Annotated in this window: 17 protein-coding genes and 4 tRNA genes; 15 read left to right on the forward strand and 6 right to left on the reverse strand. The window is 70.6% G+C overall.

Going from position 1 to position 17,428, the window contains the following annotated elements; genetic code table 11:
• The first annotated feature begins 42 nt into the window (after positions 1-42).
• Positions 43-1,338, forward strand: a complete 1,296-nt coding sequence (locus U870_RS0101575) for an O-acetylhomoserine aminocarboxypropyltransferase/cysteine synthase family protein (protein ID WP_025155668.1) — start codon at positions 43-45, stop codon at positions 1,336-1,338.
• Between the two features lie 285 nt (positions 1,339-1,623).
• Here the strand turns inward: U870_RS0101575 and U870_RS0101580 are convergent, their stop codons facing one another.
• From U870_RS0101580 to U870_RS0101595, 4 genes are all read right to left on the reverse strand, one after another.
• Positions 1,624-2,817, reverse strand: coding sequence for a MalY/PatB family protein (locus U870_RS0101580; RefSeq protein ID WP_025155669.1), 1,194 nt, complete (start codon positions 2,815-2,817; stop codon positions 1,624-1,626).
• 93 nt (positions 2,818-2,910) lie between these two features.
• Positions 2,911-3,357: a hypothetical protein gene (locus tag U870_RS0101585; RefSeq protein ID WP_025155670.1), complete on the reverse strand. Its 447-nt coding sequence runs from the start codon at positions 3,355-3,357 to the stop codon at positions 2,911-2,913.
• Positions 3,354-3,713: a hypothetical protein gene (locus tag U870_RS0101590; RefSeq protein ID WP_025155671.1), complete on the reverse strand. Its 360-nt coding sequence runs from the start codon at positions 3,711-3,713 to the stop codon at positions 3,354-3,356. Before U870_RS0101590 ends, U870_RS0101585 begins: the two co-directional genes overlap by 4 nt.
• Positions 3,714-3,817: 104 nt before the next feature.
• A tRNA-Val gene (locus tag U870_RS0101595) sits at positions 3,818-3,893 on the reverse strand.
• A 178-nt stretch (positions 3,894-4,071) separates the two neighbouring features.
• Between U870_RS0101595 and U870_RS0101600 the strand changes: the two genes are divergently transcribed.
• The 11 genes from U870_RS0101600 to U870_RS0101650 all read left to right on the forward strand — a co-directional run bounded on the left by U870_RS0101600 (position 4,072) and on the right by U870_RS0101650 (position 12,894).
• Positions 4,072-4,143: transfer RNA gene (locus U870_RS0101600), tRNA-Gly, on the forward strand.
• A gap of 69 nt (positions 4,144-4,212) precedes the next feature.
• Positions 4,213-4,283: transfer RNA gene (locus tag U870_RS0101605), tRNA-Cys, on the forward strand.
• Between the two features lie 25 nt (positions 4,284-4,308).
• Positions 4,309-4,383: transfer RNA gene (locus U870_RS0101610), tRNA-Val, on the forward strand.
• Positions 4,384-4,577: 194 nt separating this feature from the next.
• Positions 4,578-4,946 carry a DUF2510 domain-containing protein gene (locus tag U870_RS0101615; protein WP_205288705.1) on the forward strand — a complete coding sequence of 123 codons (369 nt, stop codon included), beginning with the start codon at positions 4,578-4,580 and terminating at the stop codon, positions 4,944-4,946.
• A gap of 238 nt (positions 4,947-5,184) precedes the next feature.
• Complete coding sequence (locus tag U870_RS0101620) at positions 5,185-6,501, forward strand: MFS transporter (RefSeq protein WP_025155673.1); 1,317 nt, start codon at positions 5,185-5,187, stop codon at positions 6,499-6,501.
• Positions 6,502-6,592: 91 nt separating this feature from the next.
• Positions 6,593-7,555 carry a nucleoside hydrolase gene (locus tag U870_RS0101625; RefSeq protein WP_025155674.1) on the forward strand — a complete coding sequence of 321 codons (963 nt, stop codon included), beginning with the start codon at positions 6,593-6,595 and terminating at the stop codon, positions 7,553-7,555.
• Positions 7,556-7,817: 262 nt separating this feature from the next.
• Positions 7,818-8,798: a hypothetical protein gene (locus U870_RS0101630; protein WP_025155675.1), complete on the forward strand. Its 981-nt coding sequence runs from the start codon at positions 7,818-7,820 to the stop codon at positions 8,796-8,798.
• Positions 8,799-8,890: 92 nt separating this feature from the next.
• Positions 8,891-9,697, forward strand: coding sequence for a hypothetical protein (locus U870_RS0101635; RefSeq protein ID WP_025155676.1), 807 nt, complete (start codon positions 8,891-8,893; stop codon positions 9,695-9,697).
• A 78-nt stretch (positions 9,698-9,775) separates the two neighbouring features.
• Positions 9,776-10,240, forward strand: a complete 465-nt coding sequence (locus U870_RS0101640; RefSeq protein WP_025155677.1) for a GNAT family N-acetyltransferase — start codon at positions 9,776-9,778, stop codon at positions 10,238-10,240.
• A 75-nt stretch (positions 10,241-10,315) separates the two neighbouring features.
• On the forward strand, positions 10,316-12,298 hold the full coding sequence (thrS, locus tag U870_RS0101645; protein ID WP_025155678.1) for a threonine--tRNA ligase: 1,983 nt from the start codon (positions 10,316-10,318) through the stop codon (positions 12,296-12,298).
• Positions 12,286-12,894, forward strand: coding sequence for an HIT family protein (locus tag U870_RS0101650; protein ID WP_025155679.1), 609 nt, complete (start codon positions 12,286-12,288; stop codon positions 12,892-12,894). The genes thrS and U870_RS0101650 overlap by 13 nt, the downstream gene beginning before the upstream one ends.
• 72 nt (positions 12,895-12,966) lie before the next feature.
• Here U870_RS0101650 and pdxY read toward each other — a convergent pair whose 3' ends face one another.
• Together pdxY and U870_RS0101660 are read right to left on the reverse strand one after the other, a co-directional pair.
• Complete coding sequence (gene pdxY / locus U870_RS0101655; RefSeq protein ID WP_025155680.1) at positions 12,967-13,818, reverse strand: pyridoxal kinase PdxY; 852 nt, start codon at positions 13,816-13,818, stop codon at positions 12,967-12,969.
• Entirely contained in the window at positions 13,815-15,164 is a 1,350-nt protein-coding gene (locus U870_RS0101660) for an aminotransferase class I/II-fold pyridoxal phosphate-dependent enzyme (protein WP_025155681.1), read from the reverse strand. The genes pdxY and U870_RS0101660 overlap by 4 nt, the downstream gene beginning before the upstream one ends.
• Positions 15,165-15,251: 87 nt before the next feature.
• Here U870_RS0101660 and pdxS point away from each other — a divergent pair, with 87 nt between their 5' ends.
• Genes pdxS through U870_RS22290 form a run of 3 tightly spaced genes read left to right on the forward strand, consistent with a single transcriptional unit; the run spans position 15,252 to position 17,413 of the window.
• Positions 15,252-16,154, forward strand: coding sequence for a pyridoxal 5'-phosphate synthase lyase subunit PdxS (gene pdxS, locus U870_RS0101665; protein ID WP_025155682.1), 903 nt, complete (start codon positions 15,252-15,254; stop codon positions 16,152-16,154).
• On the forward strand, positions 16,155-16,760 hold the full coding sequence (gene pdxT / locus U870_RS0101670) for a pyridoxal 5'-phosphate synthase glutaminase subunit PdxT (protein ID WP_025155683.1): 606 nt from the start codon (positions 16,155-16,157) through the stop codon (positions 16,758-16,760).
• A complete protein-coding gene (locus U870_RS22290) occupies positions 16,757-17,413 on the forward strand; it encodes a hypothetical protein (protein WP_025155684.1) in 657 nt (218 codons plus the stop codon). Before pdxT ends, U870_RS22290 begins: the two co-directional genes overlap by 4 nt.
• Positions 17,414-17,428 lie beyond the last annotated feature (15 nt).

The following is a 17,428-nucleotide window of genomic DNA, read 5'->3' on the forward strand; positions in this document are numbered from 1 at the left end:
CGCGACCGCGCCGTGCCGGCAAGCGGACACTAGGGTGGCCGCATGCCAGAGGACTGTAGCTGGGACTTCGAGACGCGCCAGATCCACGCGGGGGCGGTGATCGACGCCGAGACGCACGCGCGGGTGACGCCGATCTACCAGACCGCCGGCTATGTCTTCGAGGACTTCGACGACGGCGAGGAGCGGTTCGCCGGGCGCAGCACCCAGCGGGCGTACTCGCGCAACGAGAACCCGACCAATGCGGTCGCCGGGCGCCGGATCGCCGACCTGGAGGGCGGGGTCGACGGCATCGTCGTCGCCAGCGGACAGGCGGCGATCGCCGCCGCGCTCACCGCCCTGGCCGCCTCCGGCGACCACGTGCTCGTCACCCGCTCCCTCTATGAGGGCACGCGCGAGATGTTCCGTGGCGTGCTGGCCCGCCAGGGCATCGACTTCGAATACGTGGCCGACGACGCGTCGGACGAGGAGTGGGCCGCCCGGGTGCGCCCGACCACGCGCGCGGTGTACACCGAGACCCTGCCGAACCCGCTCAACCAGGTGGTCGACATCCGCCGCCTTGCGCGCATCGCCCACGCCGCGGGGCTGCCGCTGGTGGTGGACAACACGGTCCCGACGCCGTACCTGTGGCGGCCGATCGAGGACGGCGCCGACATCGTCATCCACTCGACCTCCAAATGGCTGGCCGGCCATGGAGCCGTGCTCGGCGGCGCGATCGTGGACGCGGGGAGGTTCGACTGGGCGGCGAACGCCGAGCGTTTCCCGCAGCTGACCGAGCCGCCGCGCGCGGGAGTTCCGTCGTTCGTCGACCGCTGCGGCGCGGGAGCCTACCTGGCGTACGTGCGCACCGTGATCGTGCTCGAGTACGGCCCCACGGTGCCGCCGTCGAGCACGTTCCTGCTGCTGCACGGCATCGAGACGCTCTCGGTGCGGATGGACCGGCACGTCGCCAACGCGCAGACCGTCGCCGAGCTGCTCGCCGGGCGTCCGGAGGTCGCGCGCGTGTTCTATCCGGGGCTGGAGACGGACCCGGGCCACGCTCTCGCCCGCACCTACCTGCCGAAGGGCACCGGCTCGATCGTGTCGTTCGAGCTGACCGGCGGGCGGGAGGCGGCGCGCCGGTTCATCGACGCCCTGCGCCTGGTGACCCCGATGACCCACATCGGCGACGTGCGCAGCCTGGCCATCCACCTCGCGAGCACGATCCACGCCAAGCTCACGCCCGAGGAGCGCGCCGCCGCCGGCATCACGCCCGGGCTCATCCGCCTCTCGATCGGCTTGGAGAGCCCGCGCGACCTCGTCGCCGACCTCTCCGCCGCGCTCGACGCCGCCGGGGCCTGACCGTCGGCGGGGCCTGACCGCTGGCGGCGCCTGGCCGCCGGCGGCGCCCCGGCGCCGCTGTCCGCGCCCGGAGTCGCGAATCGTCGCTGTGGCGACCGCAGAGCGACGTTGTGCGCCCCCTGCGTCATCGTGCCGTCATCGTGCCGTCGCCGTGCCGTCGCCGGGGTGCGCCAGGAGGTCGCGCTCGCGGGGTCGCGAATCGTCGCTCTGCGGGCGTCGGAGCGACGTTGTGCGCCCCCTGCGACGGCGCGTGTGGTGAGGGGCGGGCGTGCGCCCGCGACCGGATCAGACGGCGCGGGCGAGGGCGGGGGAGGAGGTGCGCGCGGCGCGGGCGTCGACGGTGGCGGCGATGCGCCGCACGGCTTCCAGAACAGTCGACGGGTCGCACGCCAGGTTGAGGCGGGCGAAGCCGCGCCCGGGCTCCCCGAAGGCGAGGCCGGAATTCAGGGCGACCCGTCCCTCGTCGATGAGCACCCGCGCGGGGTCGTCGCCGAGGCCGGCGTCGCGGAAGTCGAGCCAGACCAGGTAGCCGGCATCCGGGCGGATCATGCGGACGGACGGTGCGTGCACGGCGAGCTCCGCCTCCAGCAGGCGCACATTGGCCACCAGACGATCGAGGAGGCCGTCCCGCCAGTCGAGACAGGAGAGGGCGGCGACGTTGGCGTGCAGGCCCAGGATGCTGGTGCGCGCGGCGAGCTCCTCGGGCAGCCGGGTCAGCAGCGCGGCGGAGCGCTCCTCGGCGGCGACGACGACGGCGCACTTGAGGCCCGCGAGGTTCCACGCCTTGCTGGCGGAGGTCACGGTGACGGCGCGGGCGCCGGCCGCGCGGGCGATCGGAGCGAACGGGGTGAAGACGGTTCCGGGATGGGTGAGGGGAGCGTGCACCTCGTCACTGACGACGAAGACCTCGTACGCGGCGGCGAGCCGGGCCAGCTCCTGCAGGGCGGCTCGGCTGTGACATCGGCCGGTCGGGTTCTGCGGGTTGCACAGCAGGAGCGCGTCCACCCCGCCCGCGAACGCCGCCTCCATCCCGGCGAGATCGAGCACCCAGCCATCGTCCTCCCGCAGCGGGACGGTCACGGCGACCGCGTCGGCCTCCTCCACCATCTCGAAGAACGGCGGGTACACCGGAGGCGTCAGCACCACCCGGCCGCCGACCTCGGGAAGCGCGAGCCGGAGCGACTCGACCACCCCGACCGTCACATCCGTCGCCAGGTGCACCCAGTCGGTGTCCACCCGCCAGCCCCAGGAATCGGCGGCGAAGCGGGCGAACGCCGGTGCCAGCGGGCCGGCCGCGTCGAGGTAGCCGGTGTCGGAGTTCCGGAGTGTCTCGGCGACCCGGTCGAGCACCGCCGGCTCCACGTCGAAGTCCATCTCCGCGACGAAGACAGGGAGGACGTCCGCCGGGTAGCGGCGCCATTTGATACTCGACCTGGTCGCGAAGAGCTGCTCCAGGGGGCGTGCCGGTCCGAAGCTCATGCAGTTCAGGGTGCCTCAGGCGCGCCCGCTGCGCGACCGGAGGTGTCACAGGGCGTAGCAAAGGGGCGGGAGGGAGGCCTCCCGTGCGCGATCTCAGGGCTTCCAGGTGACCGCGAGGGCGAGGGCGGCCATGGCGACGACCGCGCAGCCGGTCGCGAGGAGGACGACCCGCGTGACGCGCATTCCGGCGGATCGTGCCACGAACCCAGTCATGATCGCCGACGCGGCCAGTCCGAGGAGCACCAGCACGCCCGAGATCTCGGTCTTGAACAGGCTCTCTCCGGCATTCAGTGCGGCCATATCGTTGTCGTAAGGCCCGAGCCAGCCGTATCCGGCCAGGAGCCGCAGCGAATCAAGGGCCGAGGCGGCCGGTACCGTGAGCAGGATGACGGTGAAGACCACGATCGTGATGGTCGCCTCCGGAGCGGTCCGCCGCCGTCTCTCCGGGTGCAGGGTGGAGGGCGCGCCGTCCGTTCCGAGCGGATCGGTCTGCGGGCGCTCAGCAGGCCCGCCCGAGAGTTCGTGCGTGTGCGCGTTCACGGTCCGCCACTCAGCGAGCACGCCGTGTAGCCGCCGTCCGCATGGACGATGATCACGACCGGCGTGCCATCGGTGTCGGCGGCGAGGATCTCGCCGCCGCCGATCGTGGTGCCGTTGGGCCGCATTCCCGCCGCTTCGGACGCCGTGGCGGTCTTCGGGCGGTCCAGGGGGCCGCGGCAGCTGTAGTCGCGACCTTGGTACTGGGCCGTCGTCGGAACGGCACGCGGCCACCAATCACCCGTCCTGCCGTGGACCAGGACCGCACCGATCACCACCGCGAGAGCGGCGAGCGCGATCAGTGACGCGGCCACCGTCAACCACCGGCCTTCGTCGCCGGGTCGTCGGGTCGTCGTCATCGTCCCCACCCCCGCAGCACAGCATAACGGGGGACTCGGTGCAGACGGGGGAGCGACCGCCGCAGGAGCGCGAACGGCCCCCGGCGGACCGGGGGCCTTCTCTCTGGTGGGCGATACCAGACTCGAACTGATGACCTCTTCCGTGTGAAGGAAGCGCGCTACCAACTGCGCCAATCGCCCGTGGGGTTCGCATCCGGTGTCCCGGCTGCGAGATTCGATACTAGCCGACGCGGGGCGTGGAATGCACATCGGTCGCGGCCGGGCGCGGCGACACACCCGGGTGGCGTGTCTGGTTTTGGTTTCGGCGAACGGATCAGCTAAAGTCATTCAAGTGCCGCAGGGAACTGCGGAACGAAATGCGGATGTAGCGCAGTGGTAGCGCATCACCTTGCCAAGGTGAGGGTCGCGAGTTCGAATCTCGTCATCCGCTCGAGTCGGCCCGGTCTCTACGGATTCCGGGCCTCTCGATACGGTACGGTACTTTCCGTGTTGTGGCTTCGGTGGATTGGCCGAGAGGCGAGGCAGCGGCCTGCAAAGCCGTATACACGGGTTCGAATCCCGTATCCACCTCGATCCTGAACCTGATTCAGGCTCTGGGCGATTGGCGCAGCGGTAGCGCGCTTCCCTGACACGGAAGAGGTCACTGGTTCGATCCCAGTATCGCCCACCAGAGAGAAACCCCCGGGAGACCGGGGGTTTCGTCGTTTCACGTGCGTATCGTCCCGGAGGCCGCTCGCGGCCCACGGCCGGTCTGGAGGAGAGCTTTCTGGGGCGATCATCGGTGCGCCGTGGCAGGGGAGCGATCGCGGGAGCGATCGAATCATTCTCGTGCGCGTCCCCGCCGCCGTCGCCTAGTATCCGGCTGTGAGTGAAACACCCCCTCCAGCGCCGCCGATCCCCGCCGGCTGGTACGCCGACGATCGAGGTCGTGTTCGTTGGTGGGACGGCAGCTCGTGGACGGAGAAGCGTGCCCCGCTGGCGCAGACCGTACCGCGGACGCCGAGCGGCAGCCTCGGCCTGACCGGGTTCGTCTTCGCGTGCGTCGCGTTTGCCGCAGCTCTCGTCGTCGGGGTCCTCGGTGTGCTCATCGGCCTCGTCGGCGTTGTCGTCTCCGTCTTCGGAACCACGGAACGGCATCGGGGAGGTCGACGGCTCGCCATCGGAGGCGTCGTCCTCTCCGTGGCGTCGATGTGCGTCGGCGTCGTCACATCGTGGATGGCGTGGATGTCCTGAATAGCAGGATACGGATGCGTCGTCCCGTCGCACCGCTGTGAGTTCGGGCGCTCGGAGGGGCGCCTCATGATCGCGATGCGAGCATTTCCTGCCGCTCTGATCACTATAGTATAGTGATCCGAACGTGCATTCCACCGCAGAATGAGCGCTGCCGGCGGCAGGAATCAGCTCGGTGCGGCGGAGGCGCACGGACACAGTCGATCGCCTCCCCGCGCGGAGGACAGAGCAAAGGAGCTCCATGAGCACGGAAGAACTGGCGGCCACCTCCGCGCCGCAATTGACGGGGAAGCCCAGCAGAACCGAGCGGCGGAACCTGCGCGCGCTGAGCTGGGGGCATGCGCTCGAGTGGTACGACTGGGCGATCTTCGGGCTGCTCTCGGTCTACATCGGCGCCGCGTTCTTCCCGTCCAACAACCCGCTGGCGTCGACGTTGAACGCGCTGGCGGTTTTCGCGGTCGGGTTCGTCGCGCGCCCGCTCGGCGGCGTCGTGTTCGGCTTCGTGGCCGACCGCTTCGGCCGGCGGAAGATCATGGTCGGCGCCATCGGAGCGGTGGCGCTCGGCAGCTTCGTCATCGGCGTGCTTCCCGACTACCGCGCCATCGGCGTGGCCGCCCCGATCATCGTCGTCGCCGCTCGCCTCCTGCAGGGACTCTCCGCGGGTGTCGAAGCGCCGCTCGGCACCGCGTACGCCATCGAGCTGGTGCCGAACCGCCCGGGCTACGTCGCCGGGTTCTTCGCCTTCTTCAACAATCTGGGCAACCTGCTGGCGCCGCTCTCCATCTTCTTCATCAGCCTGACCCTCGGGCCGGATGCGCTGGCCGCGTTCGGCTGGCGCATCCCCTTCATCCTCGGCGGAGCGTTCGGCCTGATCGTGCTGTGGCTGCGCAGCACGCTGCCCGAAACCCTCGACACCACGGCGATCCGCACCGTCGGCGGCCGCCGTACCCCGGACAGCACGGTCTGGCGCGACGTGCGGAAGTACTGGCTGAGCGTGCTGGCCACCGTGTTCGTGGTGGGCGCGATCCAGGCATACAACTACACCTGGATCGCCGGCCTCCCGAACCTCGCGAACGGGACGTTCGGTGAGGACCCCACCGCGGTGTTCGCCATCACCACGGGGATGGGCGTCTTCCTGACGATCGGGGCGTTCGTGCTGAGCCGCATCCTCGACCGGTTCCCGCTCTCCCGGTGGTTCGTGGTCGCGCGGATCCTGGCCGTCCCGACGATCTTCCTGGCTCTGCTCTACTCGCAGCCCGGGGTCGGGACGCTCGCCGGTGTGATGTTCGGCGGCGCCATCGTGCTGCTGCTCAACATGACGATCTTCGTCGTCGTGTCGAACTCGCTCCTGCCGCAGCACATCCGCGGGACCGGGCTCGGCCTCGGCTACGGGCTCGGGGTGGCCATCTTCGGCGGCACCGCGTCCTACCTGCTGCTCTGGCTGCAGAGCCAGCAGCTGCTGTGGGTGTTCCCCGTCTACATCTCCGCCCTCTGCGCCATCAGCGTGGTGCTCTACCTCCTCGCCAAGCGGCGCAACGGCCTCTTCGTGGGGAAGTGACCGCCCGAGACCGCCCGCGCCGACAGGCCTCCGTCGGCGCCCGACACCCTCACCCGACGACCTCACCTGACGAACGACACCAAGAGAAAGCATGACGATGGAACGACTGATCATTGACACCGACCCGGGGATCGACGACGCCGGGGCCCTGTTCTGGGCGCTCTCGACGGATGCCTTCCAGATCGAGGCGCTGACGACCGTGTTCGGCAACGTCGACGTCGCCACGGCCACCGCGAACGCGCGCAAGATCGCCGACCTCGCCGGCCGCCCCGAACTGCCGATCTGGCGCGGCTCCGCCCGGCCTCTGGTCGGCGAGCCCCACTACGCCGAGCACATCCACCGCCCCGGCGGAGTGGGCTACTGGGAGTACCCCGACCCCGATCCGCAGGCGGACGACAAGCCGGAGGCGGTGCGCCGGATGATCGAGACCGTCATGGCGGCGCCGGGCGAGGTCACCATCCTGGCCCTCGCACCGCTGACGAACGTCGCCCTGGCGATCACGCTGGAGCCGGAGTTCGCCCGCTCGGTGCGCCGCATCATCTACATGGGCGGAGCCGCCCTCACCTGGGGCAACGTGACCCCCGTCGCGAGCGCGAACATCTTCAACGACCCCGAAGCCGCGGCGATCGTCGTCCAGTCGGGCGCCCCGCTCACGCAGGTCGGCCTGGACGTGTCGAGGAACTTCGCCCTCACCCCGGGCCACCTCGAAACGCTCTGGGCTTCGCAGTCGCCCCTGGGGCGGGCGCTCTGCGAGATGATCGGCTACCCGGACCGCCAGAACGACCGGGACGAGATGCCGGAATGGAAGACCGAGGGCATGCACCTCAACGACGTGCCCTGTGTCGCCTACGCTCTGAACCCGGACTGGTTCACGGTGCGCCGGCTGCACGTCGACGTGGAGCTGCGCGGCGAGTACACCCGTGGGCAGACGGTCGTGCACATGACCGATCGCTGGCACGGCGAGCCGAACGTGGACGTCCTCCTCGGCATCGACGGCCAGGCCGTCGCCGACGCGCTCACCGCCGCGGTCACCGCGTTCGCGCCGACGCGGTAGCGGAGGCCGACCGACGCCACGGATGAGCCGGCCGAACGAGGTATCGGGTCGTCGCCGACATCGAGGCGCCCCGGACGAGCCGTCCGGGGCGCTTCGTCGTGCGTGCGGTCCGATGCCATGATGGGCGACGGGGGATCCTCGACCGACGCCTGACGCTCACCCGTCGTCGGTGGAGATCGTCGCGTCACGATCGAAACGGCGACGCCGGTCCCGACCGCCGCTGACTGCGGCGGTCCGTGGACGGCGTCAGGAGGAGGAACACATGGGCAGGCCGCAACACGGGCAGATCTTCACGACCGAACCACTGGTGATGCGCGCGTTCGCCGCCGAGCTGCGGTACGACCGGGAAGCGGCCGGCCGGTTGGTCGCCGAAGCGCTCGGGGAGGACCTCGGCCCGGCGCTGAGTGTGCGCTGCGAGGCATCCGAGCTGCGGAATCTGGACATCGCCATCGAATTCGCCGGTGCCGTCGTGGTCGGGATCGAGGGGAAGATCGGGCATCGGGCGACCGAGAAGCAGATCGCGGAGGAGCGGGCGGCGGTGGATGGTCGACTCATCCTCCTGGTGAAGGACCGCGACGACGTCGACCTCCCCGCGGTCCCCGGAGAACCACCGCTGTCCGTCATCACCTGGACGGACGCGCTCGCCCACTTCACTCAGTCGCGGATCACCCTCGACGACATCGAGGCCGTCGACGACAGGAAACGGGTGGCGCGTCGCCGTCTCCGATCGATCGACACGTCGGCACTCATCGGGTGGCAGGTGGAAGGCCAGGACGGCGAACGCGGCTGGCCGTCGATCACGGCCTTCGGGCCGGACCTCCAGGACGGGAAGACCCTGATCGTGCAAGTCGAACTGGTGGGCCGGACCGACGGCGAAGCGTACGCCGCGACGGTCGGCATCTCGGTCGCCGCTGACGAATTCGGTCCGTTCGACCCGAGCGCCGCCGACGAAGCGTGTCCGGTCTGGATCGACTACGCGGGCCGCATCGGACAGTTCCTCGACGAGAACCTCCACGGGACGGCCGCCGAGATCTCGCGGTATCCGGCCGCGACGGGCCGGAGCGGTCTCGGCCGGAGCAAGATCGATCAGGCGAACCATTACGGGCTGGACCTGCGCTTCGCGAAAGGCTACGCGGGGGACTACTTGGGCGTCCGCACGCGTCGGGTCGACTCCACGGAACTGACGTCGTTCGCCGAAGTGCTGTTCCCGTCACTCGTCGCTCTCGACGCCCGGCTCCGCTGAGGGATGGCGGCGGTCCCCGTCGCCATCCAGCGCCGCCAGATCATCCGAGCGGCCGATGCGCGACTCGGACGTGTGCCCGTAGTGTGGAGCGCGTGCTGCGCCGATCCGCCGTCGTCATCGCCCTGCTGTGCGTCGTCTGGCTGGTCGCGGGATGCTCGACGATCCGCGATCTCGGCCGGGTCTCTGCAGTGCCGGAACAGGGCACGGCCGCGGAAGGGTGCGCGTCGTCGTCGTCGTCGTCGTCGCCCGCCCCGACCCGGTCGGCGTCCGGCACGAGCGCGCCGACCCCGACCCCGACCCCGACCCCGACCCCGACTCCGACTCCGACACTCGATCCGCAGGTCGCCGGCGAGCTCGGGGCAGCGGTCGACGCCGTGCGTGCGCTGCCTGCCGTGGACCTCGTGGACGCCCAGACCTCGAACGGGCAGACCATGACCTCCGAGCCGGGCAGCCCCGGATGCGCCGTCGTCGAGAACCACTTCGTCACCGAGGTGACGGTGACCATGTCGGCGGACGCGACTCCCGCCCAGGCCGGCGCCGTGCCGACCACCATGGCCGCCCACCTGGCGTGGACGGGGGTGAGTCTGGCACTCCGTGTCCCTCCCGGGAGCGGGCACATCGGAACCGTGGTGCACTACACCGGCACGTTCGACCAGACGATCCCGATCGAGACGGCGACCGACGTCGCGCGCGGACTCTCCACCCTCGCCGCGACGCCGCACGTGTCGTCCGTGGAGGCATCCATCCCGTACACGATGCGCGTCGATTACGGTTCGCTGACCGTCGGCGTCGACACCTCCGAGCAGGCGACCCTCGACGGCGTGCGAGCGGTGATCGAGACGACCATCTTCCGCGACACCACCCTCCACGGGGCGTTCCACAACGGGGCGAAGCCGTGACGACGCGGGCCGCCGCGCACCCGACCTGGTAGCCCCCGCGGAAACACCGCCGACACATCCCGTCACTAGCATCGGCGCATGACCTTCGCGATCCGTCCCGCCGACTTCGCGCAGCCCGCACTGCGCGCGTTCCTCCAGGCGCACCTGGACGACATGGAGCCGACCGCGCCTCCGGAGAGTCGGCATGCGCTCGACCTGGCCGGGCTGCAACGGCCGGGCGTGCGGGTGTGGGTCGCGGCGGACGGCGACGCGGTGATCGGCACCGCCGCCCTCGCCCCGCTCACCCCGCGCTGGGAGGAGCTGAAGAGCATGCGGACCGACCCGCAGCGGCGCGGCGAGGGGATCGCCGCGCGCCTGCTGGCCCACGCACTCGACGACGCCTGGGTCCGCGGCATCGAGCGCGTCTCCCTCGAGACCGGCTCGCAGGAGTTCTTCGCACCGGCCCGGCGGCTGTACGAACGGCACGGGTTCACCGTCTCCGGGCCGTTCGGGTCGTACGTGCTCGACCCCAACAGCGTCTATATGACGCGGGAGCTAGTCTAGCCGCGGGCGCCGCCGCCTCCCGCACCCCGATAGAGTTGGTCCGTTCCCTACAACTACAACTCAAGGAGTGGACAGGTGGCCGACGGCTTCGAGCTCTTCACCGACCGTTCCGTTGTCGCGATGCGCGTCAACGGCGAGCTGAAGGACCTCGCGACGACCGTCACTACGACCGACGTCGTCGAGCCGGTGACCATCGACTCGCCCGACGGTCTCAACATCCTGCGTCACTCCACCGCCCACGTGCTCGCCCAGGCCGTGCAGGCGATCAACCCGGAGGCCAAGCTCGGCATCGGTCCGCCCATCACCGACGGCTTCTACTACGACTTCGACGTCGCCGAGCCGTTCACCCCGGAGGACCTCAAGGCGCTCGACAAGGAGATGGCGCGAATCGTGCGCGCGGGCCAGCGCTTCGTGCGCCGGGTCGTCACGGACGATGAGGCGCGCGCCGAGCTCGCCGGCGAGCCGTACAAGCTCGAGCTGATCGGCCTCAAGGGGTCGGCCTCCGCGGGCGGCACGGTTGCATCAGACTCTGGCGAGAACGTCGAGGTGGGCGGCGGCGAGCTGACCATCTACGACAACGTCGACCCCAAGAGCGGCGAGACGGTCTGGAAGGACCTCTGCCGCGGACCGCACGTCCCGAGCACACGCATGATCGGCAACGGCTGGGCGCTCACCCGCGTGGCCGCCGCCTACTGGCGCGGCTCCGAGAAGAACCCGCAGCTGCAGCGCGTCTACGGCACCGCGTGGCCGACGAAGGACGAGCTGCGCGCCTACCAGACCCGCATGGAGGAGGCCGCCAAGCGCGACCACCGCAAGCTGGGCGCCGAGCTGGACCTGTTCTCGTTCCCCGAGGAGATCGGATCCGGTCTCGCGGTCTTCCACCCGCGCGGTGGGATCATCCGCAAGGAGATCGAGGACTACATGCGCGAGCGCCTCATCGCCAACGGGTACGAGGTCGTGAACACGCCGCACATCACCAAGGCGCACCTGTTCGAGACCAGTCAGCACCTCAACTGGTACAAGGACGGCATGTTCCCGCCCATGCACCTCGACGAGGAGCACGACGCGGACGGCAACATCACCCGGCAGGGGCAGGACTACTACCTCAAGCCGATGAACTGCCCGATGCACAACCTGATCTTCCGGGCGCGCGGCCGCAGCTACCGCGAGCTGCCGCTGCGCCTGGCCGAGTTCGGGACGGTGTACCGGTACGAGAAGTCGGGCACGCTGTCCGGCCTCACCCGCGTGCGCGGCCTCACCCAGGACGACGCCCACATCTACGTGACGGACGACCAGATCAAGGACGAGGTCGCCAGCCAGCTCCAGTTCGTGCTGGAGACCCTGCGCGGCTACGGCCTGACCGACTTCTACCTGGAGCTCTCCACCAAGGACCCGGAGAAGTACGTCGGTTCCGACGAGAGCTGGGAGACGGCGACCGAGACGCTCCGCGAGGTGGCGATCGAGTCGGGGCTGGAGCTCGTGGACGACCCGGCCGGCGCCGCGTTCTACGGCCCGAAGATCTCCGTGCAGGCGCGCGACGCGATCGGCCGCACCTGGCAGCTGTCGACGGTCCAGCTGGACTTCAACCAGCCGGAGCTGTTCGAGCTGGAGTACAACGCGGCCGACGGCACGCGCAAGCAGCCGGCGATGATCCACCGGGCGCTGCTCGGCTCGATCGAACGGTTCTTCGCCATCCTGCTCGAACACTACGCGGGCGCCTTCCCGGTCTGGCTGTCGCCGGTCCAGGTCGTGGGCATCCCCGTCGCCGACGCGTACGGCCCGTTCCTCGACGACGTGATCGCCCAGCTCCGCGCCCAGGGCGTGCGGGCCGAGGTCGACCACTCGGACGACCGGATGCAGAAGAAGATCCGCACGCACACCAAGGCGAAGGTCCCCTTCCAGCTCATCGTGGGCGAGGAGGACGCCGGGGCGGGCACGGTGAGCTTCCGCTTCCGCGACGGCAGCCAGCTGAACGGCGTGCCGGTCGCGGAGGCGATCGAGCGCATCGTCGCGAGCATCCGCAGCCACGAGCTGGTCGACACCGCATGGCCCGCCTGAGTCTGGACGACTACGCCGCCCCCGAACCGGGCGACGGACACGACGGCGTCGGCGCAGACCGGGTCCGCGTCGACGACCCGTCGTACCTCGTCGGGGTGCCGGACGAGTTCCAGCGGCTGTGGACCCCGCACCGGATGGTCTACATACAGCACGGTCAGCAGCCCGGCGCGGACGACTGCCCGTTCTGCGTCGCACCCAGTATGAGCGACGAGGATGCGCTGATCGTCGCCCGCGGCGAGCATGCGTACGCGCTGCTCAACCTCTTCCCGTACAACAGCGGCCACCTGCTGGTCTGCCCGTACCGCCACATCGCCACCTACGACGAGGCGACGCCCGAGGAGGTCGCCGAGATCGGCTCCCTCACCCAGACGGCGATGCGGGTCATCCGGGAGGTGTCGAAGAACGACGGCTTCAACATCGGGATGAACCAGGGTGCGATCGCCGGAGCCGGGATCGCGGCGCACCTGCACCAGCACATCGTGCCGCGCTGGGCGCAGGACGCGAACTTCCTGCCGATCATCGCCAAGACGAAGGCGCTGCCGCAGCTGCTCGGCGACGTGCGCGCCTCCCTCGCGGCCGCCTGGCCCGTGTCCTGACGCGTCGGCATTCGTGCCGAATGTCGACTCTCGCGCCCGCGGAGTCGACATTCGGCACGAACGTGCGGGAGGTCAGCGCACCTGGCGGACGGGGAACTGCTCGCGCGGGTGCGCGTACGACTCCTGCGCCTCGACGAGCTGCAGCTCCCGGTCACCCGACTCCAGCGTCCGGGTGAGCAGGTCGAACACGCTCGACACGGTCTTGCGGAGGGCGATCTCGGCGCTGCCCGTGCGCACGTAGTGCGCCGTGAAGAGCGCGGCGGTGACGTCTCCCGAGCCGTTCGCCTTCATCGGCAGGCGCGGGGTCTGCACGATCCACGCGCCGGAGTCGTCGGCGGCGAGCATCTCGATCGTGTCCGCGGGCTGGTCCGGGCGCTCGACGCTCGTCACGAGCACGGTCCGCGGGCCCATCGCGCGGGCGGCGTCGACCGACTCCAGCGTCGACTCCAGCGTGTCCGGCGTCGTGCCGGTCAGGTAGCCGAGCTCGAACTGGTTGGGGGTGATGATGTCGGCCACCGGGACGACGCGGTCGCGCAGCAGGTCCGGGATGGCCGGTGCGACGAAGCAGCCCGACTTGGCGTTCCCCATCACCGGGTCGCAGGCGTAGACCGCGTCCGGGTTGGCCGCCTTCACGCGTGCGACGGCGTCGATGATGACGTCCCCGATCCCCTCGCCGCCCTGGTAGCCGGAGAGCACGGCGTCGACCTGTCCGAGCACCCCGCGCTCCTCGATGCCGGTGATGACCGCGCGGACGTCGTCGGGGGCGATCAGCGGCCCGCGCCAGGCGCCGTAGCCGGTGTGGTTGGAGAAGTTCACCGTGTAGACGGGGAGCACCTCGACGCCGATGCGCTGGAGCGGGAAGACGGCGGCGGAGTTGCCGACGTGACCGTAGGCGACCGCGGACTGGATCGAGAGGATCTTCATCCCTCGATCCTCTCACCCCGCGCGGGGGTGCTCCGTCCGCCGGTGGCATCGGCCAGGTCGTCGAGCAGGCGTGCGGACTCGTCCTCGGAGAGGTCGTGGACGGTCAACCGCAGGTGGTGCGACGGCGCCGGGTCGTCCGAGAGCACGAACTCGTCGCCGGTGCGGGCGAGCCAGCCACGGCGCATCAGGCGATCCGCGACCACGCGTGCGGTCAGCGGCAGCTCGACCCAGAGATTGAGCCCGTCCGCCGCGGTGGCGGGTAGCCCGCGCTCGGCCAGGAGCGCGGCGAACCGGGCGTTCTGCTCCGCGTAGTGGGCGCCGGCCTCGGCGATGGCACGCAGCGCGTCCGGATCGGTGAGCTGCGCGAGCACCAGCCGCTGCAGGATGTGACTGACCCAGGTCGTCCCCGGGCTCAACCGGAAGGCGAGCCGCTCGGCCGTCTCCGGGTCGGTGGCGGCCAGCGCGACGCACATGTCGGGCCCGAGGAACTTGGAGACGGAGCGCACCAGCGCGTAGCGACGGTGGCCGGGCCCGATGAGCGTCTCGTACGGGCGCTGCGAGAGCATCGAGAAGTGGTCGTCCTCGATGACGAGCACGTAGGGGTGATCCGCCAGGAGGGCGCGCAGCGCGGCGGCACGACCGGGGGAGAGGGTCGCGCCGGTCGGATTCTGCGCTCGGGGCGTGCAGATGATCGCACGCACGCCCGCGTCGAGTGCCGCCTGCACGCCGTCGACGGTCATCCCCTCGTCGTCGACGGGGACAGGGACGGCCCGGTAGCCGCCATGCCGCACCGTGTGGATGCTGGCGAGGAAGCAGGGGTCCTCCAGCGCGATCGCATCGTCCCGGAGCAGCGCCTGCGCGAGGAGGCGCTCGACCGCGTCGACGGCGCCGCTGGTGACGGTGATGCGGAGGTCGAGCCCGGGCAGGTCGCTCTCCGCCCAGGTGCGCGCCCACTGCTCGAGGGCGGGGTCGATCACGGGTTCGCCGTAGAGCACCGGGCGGCCGATCGCACCCGCGAGCGCGCGGGAGGCGTCCGGGATGCGTGCCGGGTCCGGGTTGCCGGTGCCGATGTCGCGCAGGACGCTGTCGCGCGCGTAGCCCTCCTGGGCCACCGCCTCGACACCGGCGATGACCGTGCCGGCGCGCCCACGCGCCACGACGACGCCCGCCTGCGCCAGGAGCCGGTAGGCCGCGACGGCGGTGTTGCGGTTCACGCCCAGCTGCCCGGCGAGCTCGCGCACCGGCGGGAGGGCGTCCCCGCGACGCAGCCGTCCGCGCTCGTGCAGGGCGCGGACGCTCGCCGCGATCTCGGCGGCCGTCGTGCCGGTGATGCTCAGTTCATCCATGTCGGAACCGAGTCTAGTGATCGGTTTCCGGGATGCTATGGTTCGGCATAGGTCAAAAACGATTACGTTCCGCACGAAAGGGCGACCATGACAGACACGCACCAGGGCACCGCCACCGGATCGAGCCGCGTCAAGCGCGGGCTCGCCGAGATGCTGAAGGGCGGCGTCATCATGGACGTCGTCACGCCCGAGCAGGCCCGGATCGCCGAGGACGCCGGCGCCGTCGCGGTCATGGCGCTCGAGCGCGCGCCCGCCGACATCCGCGCCCAGGGCGGTGTCGCCCGGATGAGCGACCCCGACCTGATCGACGCGATCATCGCCGAGGTGTCCATCCCGGTCATGGCGAAGGCGCGCATCGGCCACTTCGTCGAGGCGCAGGTGCTGGAGGCGCTCGACGTCGACTACATCGACGAGTCCGAGGTGCTCTCGCCGGCCGACTACGTCAACCACATCGACAAGTGGAAGTTCACCGTCCCCTTCGTCTGCGGCGCCACCAACCTCGGTGAGGCGCTGCGCCGCATCAACGAAGGCGCGGCGATGATCCGCTCGAAGGGCGAGGCCGGCACCGGGGATGTCTCCGAGGCCACGAAGCACATCCGCAAGATCACCGCCGAGATCAACGCCCTCTCGTCGATGTCGAAGGACGAACTCTACGTCGCGGCGAAGGAGCTCCAGGCGCCCTACGAGCTGGTCGCCGAGATCGCTGAGACCGGGAAGCTCCCGGTCGTGCTGTTCACCGCGGGCGGCGTGGCCACCCCGGCCGACGCGGCGATGATGATGCAGCTGGGCGCCGACGGCGTGTTCGTCGGTTCCGGCATCTTCAAGTCGGGCAATCCCGAGCAGCGGGCCGCCGCCATCGTCAAGGCGACCACCTTCCACGACGACCCGAAGGTCATCGCGGAGGTCTCGCGCGGCCTCGGCGAGGCGATGGTCGGCATCAACGTCGCCGATCTCGCCGCCCCGCACCGCCTGTCCGAGCGTGGCTGGTAAGTGCTGAGCGACCAGCGCGCGCCGCGCGTCGGCGTCCTGGCCCTGCAGGGGGACTTCCGCGAGCACCTCGCGGTCCTGCGCGGCCTCGGCGCCGACGCCGTCCCGGTTCGGCGGTCGGAGGAGCTCGCGACGGTGGAGGGCCTGGTCATCCCCGGCGGCGAGTCCAGTGTGATGGACAAGCTGTCCCGGGCGTTCGGCCTCGCCGAGCCGCTGCGGGCGGCCATCGCGGGCGGGCTGCCGGTGTACGGCACCTGTGCCGGGCTCATCATGCTCGCCGACACCATCGTCGACGGGATCGCCGGGCAGCAGAGCCTCGGCGGGCTGGATGTGGCCGTGCGCCGCAATGCGTTCGGCTCCCAGGTGGACTCCTTCGAGACCGACCTCGACATCCCTGCGATCGGCGGCGAGCCGATGCACGCCGTCTTCATCCGCGCGCCCATCGTGGAGCGGGTCGGCGAGCGCGCCACCGCGCTGGCCCGGGTGACGGACGGTCGCGTGGTCGCGGTGGAGCAGGGCAACCTGCTCGGGACGTCGTTCCATCCGGAGATCACGGGCGACACCCGCTTCCACGCGTACTTCCTGCGGAAGATACGATCGCACGGGTGACCGCGCCGACCCCGTCCGCCTCGCCCTCCGCGTCGCCGTTCCCCTACGAGTCGCAGTGGGGCGACCTGCGGTGCAACGAGCCGCTGATCGTGCGCGGCGAGTCTCCGGCGCGCTGTCACGATTGGACCGTCGACGGCTACGCCTCGGCGGCCGAGTACGAGTTCTGGGCCGCGCACGTGTGCGGACTCGCGTGCCTGCGCTCGGTCCTGCGGGCCTGGCGGCCCGAGCTGGGAGTCGTGCCGATGGCGCGGCTCATCGCGGGCGCCGTGGCGGCGGAGGCGCTGGTCCGGCGGGAGGATACGGTCGACGGCCTGTCCTACCGGCCGTTCCTCGCCTGGATCGCCGACGAGTTCGCGATCGAGGGTGAGGTGGTCGAGCGCACCCCGACTGCGGCGTTCCTGCCGCTGGTGCGCCCCGGACAGGTCGTCCTGGCCTCGGTCTCGCCGGAGATCCGCTGGCCGGAGCGCGCGAACGAGCGTCGCGGGGGACACCTCGTCCTGGTGCACGACCGGGTCGGCGACCGGTTCGTGTTCCACAACCCGTCGGGCATCGGGCCGACCGCGGCGAACGCGACCGCGGATGTCGCGACCTTCGCCCGGTTCCACGCCGAGCGGGGGATGGTCCTGCGCGACGGACGGGCCGCATTACTATAGACAGGTTCAGAACGT

The organism is Leifsonia aquatica H1aii, from assembly GCF_000633535.1.
Classification (GTDB): domain Bacteria; phylum Actinomycetota; class Actinomycetes; order Actinomycetales; family Microbacteriaceae; genus Leifsonia; species Leifsonia aquatica_A.

What these genes read in the sequence shown, in the direction of transcription:
- U870_RS0101575 (WP_025155668.1), top strand. Translation starts at nt 43, where the DNA reads ATGCCAGAGGACTGTAGCTGGGACTTCGAGACGCGCCAGATCCACGCG.
- U870_RS0101580 (WP_025155669.1), bottom strand. Translation starts at nt 2,817, where the DNA reads ATGAGCTTCGGACCGGCACGCCCCCTGGAGCAGCTCTTCGCGACCAGG.
- U870_RS0101590 (WP_025155671.1), bottom strand. Translation starts at nt 3,713, where the DNA reads ATGACGACGACCCGACGACCCGGCGACGAAGGCCGGTGGTTGACGGTG.
- U870_RS0101620 (WP_025155673.1), top strand. Translation starts at nt 5,185, where the DNA reads ATGAGCACGGAAGAACTGGCGGCCACCTCCGCGCCGCAATTGACGGGG.
- U870_RS0101625 (WP_025155674.1), top strand. Translation starts at nt 6,593, where the DNA reads ATGACGATGGAACGACTGATCATTGACACCGACCCGGGGATCGACGAC.
- U870_RS0101630 (WP_025155675.1), top strand. Translation starts at nt 7,818, where the DNA reads ATGGGCAGGCCGCAACACGGGCAGATCTTCACGACCGAACCACTGGTG.
- U870_RS0101640 (WP_025155677.1), top strand. Translation starts at nt 9,776, where the DNA reads ATGACCTTCGCGATCCGTCCCGCCGACTTCGCGCAGCCCGCACTGCGC.
- U870_RS0101650 (WP_025155679.1), top strand. Translation starts at nt 12,286, where the DNA reads ATGGCCCGCCTGAGTCTGGACGACTACGCCGCCCCCGAACCGGGCGAC.
- pdxY (WP_025155680.1), bottom strand. Translation starts at nt 13,818, where the DNA reads ATGAAGATCCTCTCGATCCAGTCCGCGGTCGCCTACGGTCACGTCGGC.
- U870_RS0101660 (WP_025155681.1), bottom strand. Translation starts at nt 15,164, where the DNA reads ATGGATGAACTGAGCATCACCGGCACGACGGCCGCCGAGATCGCGGCG.
- pdxS (WP_025155682.1), top strand. Translation starts at nt 15,252, where the DNA reads ATGACAGACACGCACCAGGGCACCGCCACCGGATCGAGCCGCGTCAAG.